Origin of the sequence: Geobacillus sp. Sah69 (assembly GCF_001414205.1) — a bacterium.
GTDB lineage: Bacteria > Bacillota > Bacilli > Bacillales > Anoxybacillaceae > Geobacillus > Geobacillus stearothermophilus.
In genome coordinates, this window is sequence record NZ_LLKS01000059.1 from 1 (window position 1) to 3,607 (window position 3,607).

The 3,607-nt window shown below is 53.0% G+C and carries 8 protein-coding genes and 1 pseudogene; all 9 read right to left on the reverse strand.

The genetic code is table 11. From position 1 onward, the window contains the following. Positions 1-399: UPF0236 family transposase-like protein (locus AP057_RS13540; protein WP_200910076.1), on the reverse strand; the 399-nt coding region annotated here is incomplete at its 3' end. A 192-nt stretch (positions 400-591) separates the two neighbouring features. Then, positions 592-936: a hypothetical protein gene (locus tag AP057_RS17925; protein ID WP_055358964.1), complete on the reverse strand. Its 345-nt coding sequence runs from the start codon at positions 934-936 to the stop codon at positions 592-594. 153 nt (positions 937-1,089) lie between these two features. Next, on the reverse strand, positions 1,090-1,404 hold the full coding sequence (locus AP057_RS13550; protein WP_094239171.1) for a thioredoxin family protein: 315 nt from the start codon (positions 1,402-1,404) through the stop codon (positions 1,090-1,092). Continuing rightward, entirely contained in the window at positions 1,401-1,760 is a 360-nt protein-coding gene (locus tag AP057_RS13555) for a toprim domain-containing protein (protein WP_033010412.1), read from the reverse strand. Before AP057_RS13555 ends, AP057_RS13550 begins: the two co-directional genes overlap by 4 nt. 76 nt (positions 1,761-1,836) lie before the next feature. Beyond that, positions 1,837-1,884, reverse strand: coding sequence for a DUF2553 family protein (locus AP057_RS18070; RefSeq protein WP_255350137.1), 48 nt, complete (start codon positions 1,882-1,884; stop codon positions 1,837-1,839). Positions 1,885-1,930: 46 nt separating this feature from the next. Further along, positions 1,931-2,071 carry a DUF2553 family protein gene (locus AP057_RS17930; protein ID WP_233205007.1) on the reverse strand — a complete coding sequence of 47 codons (141 nt, stop codon included), beginning with the start codon at positions 2,069-2,071 and terminating at the stop codon, positions 1,931-1,933. Between the two features lie 73 nt (positions 2,072-2,144). After that, positions 2,145-2,528: a glycine cleavage system protein GcvH gene (gene gcvH / locus AP057_RS13565; protein ID WP_033016348.1), complete on the reverse strand. Its 384-nt coding sequence runs from the start codon at positions 2,526-2,528 to the stop codon at positions 2,145-2,147. Between the two features lie 93 nt (positions 2,529-2,621). Further along, positions 2,622-2,999 carry an arsenate reductase family protein gene (locus AP057_RS13570; RefSeq protein ID WP_055358965.1) on the reverse strand — a complete coding sequence of 126 codons (378 nt, stop codon included), beginning with the start codon at positions 2,997-2,999 and terminating at the stop codon, positions 2,622-2,624. A gap of 79 nt (positions 3,000-3,078) precedes the next feature. After that, a pseudogene (locus AP057_RS17600) lies at positions 3,079-3,252 on the reverse strand (hypothetical protein); the annotation flags it as partial. Positions 3,253-3,607 lie beyond the last annotated feature (355 nt).

The window sequence follows — 3,607 nt, forward strand, 5'->3', positions numbered from 1 at the left end:
GCTTAGGACCGCATACCCCACGATCGACTCCAACGTACGGGCCGCTTTGCGGTAGGAAGAGCACTCTACGGCCAACTCGACCGCCGTTTCCTCGAGGCAAGGACTGATCGATCGGGCCCCATCAAAGCCTAATTCGGCATCCAGCAAGAAGGTATAGTTCCCCGTTTGCCGGTCATAGTAGTAGTTCCGTCGAAACGTCACTTCTCCAAACAGCGTTTGGATCGTAGTCGGCCGTTTGTCTTTCAGCTGATACCGGCGCTTGTCCCGCGCTTCCGCCAGTTGTTGATCAATCTCCTCCAAAAGGGCCGCCAACAAGACAGCGAACACCTTTTGAAGAGTTCTGACTAATTGTTCCTCCAGCTCTTTTAATAAAGGCCATTCTGTGGTAAGATGTTTCATGGACTCTCTCCCTCCTGTTTTMGGTKGATGTTGRYMATCACCATCATAGCAGGGAGAGAGTCCTTTTTGCATGACATTTGCTTTTTTCTACCGCGCTTCGCTTGGTGGCCCCGACGAGCGTCGCGAACAAAAGTTCGCAACCCTCGTCGGGGATCATTYCKGAATGTCACCCACAAATATTTTACTCACACTTYACSSAACATGMMGAKATGGCTYARCCAAATGGAGGAGCGACTCAAGCAGCAACAGATGACGAAAGCTTCCCGATACATGCACTTCGCGCAGCCGGACGAGCTGCTGCAGCTTCAGCTCGCCGTCTAAAAGCGAGCAAAGTGCTTTTTTGGAGCCGTGCACCGTCAAGACGTTCCGTTCATCAGGTTCCCTTCCGGCAGTAAGCTCCTTGCCGAGCGCCACCATGGCGGTCTCTTCCTCGCTTTCAAAGCGAACATACAGCTGCTCATCCGGCAAAATCGGCAACAAATGGCGCAACGTTTGCATCCGTTCCATAAACTGTCCTACCAACTCGCACATTTCCATTGAGCATCCTCCCCCCATCTCCTTTGTCCTTTTATTTCCATGCCGAAGGGGGAGAATCCTTTACAAAAATCTCGACAGCCGCCGTGGCGAACCAACGCCGTTTTTGTCATTTCCCATGAAATGTGTCAAACGGCGTCAAAAAATGGCGGATCGTCAACGCGGCAAACGGGCGCGGATTGCTTCGTACAAATAAGGGACCGAATGGAACGCATACCATTTGCCGATGATCTCTCCGCCGGCGAAAAGAAGCAAGCACGGAACGCTTTCAATTTTCCACGCCGCCGCCTGCTCGGGGATGTAGTTGATGTCCGTTTCGCAAAACGGTATGTCCGGAAACAATTGTTCTAGGACAACAAGCATGCGCCTCGCCAACTGGCACGTGCCGCACAGTGGGGTATACAACGAAAGAGCGAGAAGCGGCTCCCCTTCCACCATTCGCTTAATATCGTTTCGACCGATTGTGTTCACTCGCCTCTTCCTCTCATGAACGATTCGATACGGACGTCAAAATGGGCGCGCAGCAGCACATGCGCCAAATGCCAGATCGGGGCGGCGGCCACTTCGCGATACGCCCGGTCAATGTAAATATGCCCTGCTTCCGGAAACACCCGGCGGAACTGCCGGCGCAATTTTTCCCCCGCCTCGTCGGCATCGGCGAGCACGTACACATCCCGCCCTTCGAGTTCATCGGCCAGCTCCTCAAGGCGCGCATCGCTGATCGTGCCGTTCGTGCAAATGATGACAACCGGCTCGTTCAGCACGGCCGCCACTTTTTCCTTATCTGACCGCCCTTCCACAATAATCACTTTTTCCACCTGTCGCATGTCCGACCCACCTAACGTGAATGAGGATACAATATTGTATGGCAACAGAAAAGCAACGGCCATCCGCCGTTGCCTCCTAACACCAGCCCGCCTCCCCGTCGCAGTCGACATATTTTTGATCCAGTTCAACGGTAGCGGTGACCCATTTTCAAATTTCCCATTTGTTCGCTTTATCCGTTTTTCCACGCTACAGCCGCAGGAAGCGGAAGGCGGCCGATGAGCTCGCCTCCCTCGTACAGTTCGATCGTGCGGCCGTTCCATTTGCCGGTGACCCGGTCCGTGACATCCAGTTGCTTCGTTTGCAACACCATCACGAGCACCCCTTTTTCATCACATTCCGGTATGTATAGGGGGCCCGGTTCGAAGCGAACTTTGCAGGAACGTTTATCCTTCGTTGATCATCGCTTCGTATTGTTCGGCCGTCAACAAGTTGTCCACTTCGCTTAAGTCTTTCGGCTCAATAACGATCATCCATGCTTTTTCATACGGTGATTCGTTCACATATTCCGGATTGTCGTTCAACGCTTCGTTCACTTCGACGACCGTGCCGCTGATCGGCGCATACAATTCCGAGACGGTTTTCACCGACTCAACGCTGCCGAACGGCTCGTTCGCTGTCAGTTCCGCGCCGACTTCCGGCAGCTCGACAAACACGATGTCGCCCAGCTCCGATTGGGCGAAATCGGTGATGCCGATGCGCACTTTATCCCCTTCGACGCGCACCCACTCATGCTCTTTCGAATAACGGAGTTCTTTCGGCGTGTTCATTAAATCCCTCCAGTGCGGCAAGTTGTGTTCTTTTTCATCATAACCGATTTTTCGCCAAAACTCACTGAATTCATTTCATTTCGGCCAAATTTTTTATATTTCCGTCGAAACGCGCCCGGCAAAACACGATTCGTAGTCTTGTTCGCGGAATCCGACCACGACCCGCTCGCCGTCCGTTAAAATCGGCCGCTTGACGAGCATGCCGTCCGAGGCGAGCCACGTGAGCATCTCGTCTTCCGAGGCGCCATCGAGCTTGTCTTTCAATCCGAGTTCGCGGTATTTCATGCCGCTTGTATTGAAAAATTTTTTGAGCGGCAGCCCGCTTTTTCGATACAAGTCGGCGAGCTGTTCTTTCGTCAGCGGCTCGTCGACCAAATGCACCGTTTGCACCTCAATGCCGTGTTCATCGAGCCAACGCTTCGCCTTCCGGCACGTTCCGCATTTTGGATACCAGTAGAGCGTCAGCGCCATCCGCATTCCTCCCTTTCATTCGACGGCTTGGAATTCATGGAAAAAGAAGCAGCAGGCAAACGCCTGGCACTTCCCATTATCACACAATATACCGTTCCGCTTCAATGAGGGCGGCAGCCGCCTCGCGTTTTTTCGCGATCACATTGATCGGCGTATGGCGCATCAACCGGCGGAGAGCGGCGAGCATCATCCGCAGCGTGTCGCCTTGTTCGACGGCGACAAGCGTTTCTTTCGCATGCACCTCAATTTCATCCTATTTCGCGCAGGAGACTCCCACTTCAACGACCAAAGGGAGTAAGTGGGAGAGGAATGCGCGTTCCCCTTTTCTTTTGTGTATGATAGAATAAAGGCGTGGAGAAAACCGTTTAATAAAGGCACTCCAATAACGGCTACTCGATGTATGGAGTTGGTTACAGGAAACGTTGTAACCGTAAAACATCGAGCGTAGATCCGTCTGTTGTGTGTGGAAGCCAAGTACTGCCAACAGACACACCGAGAGAATCGGTAACGATGCAGGCATGACCTGCGTCGTTGGGTAGTTGTCAACCTGCCCTGATGCAACCCCAAGTCAAGGAAGGAGGACGAAGTCCGYTTGYACTTCTGGGGAG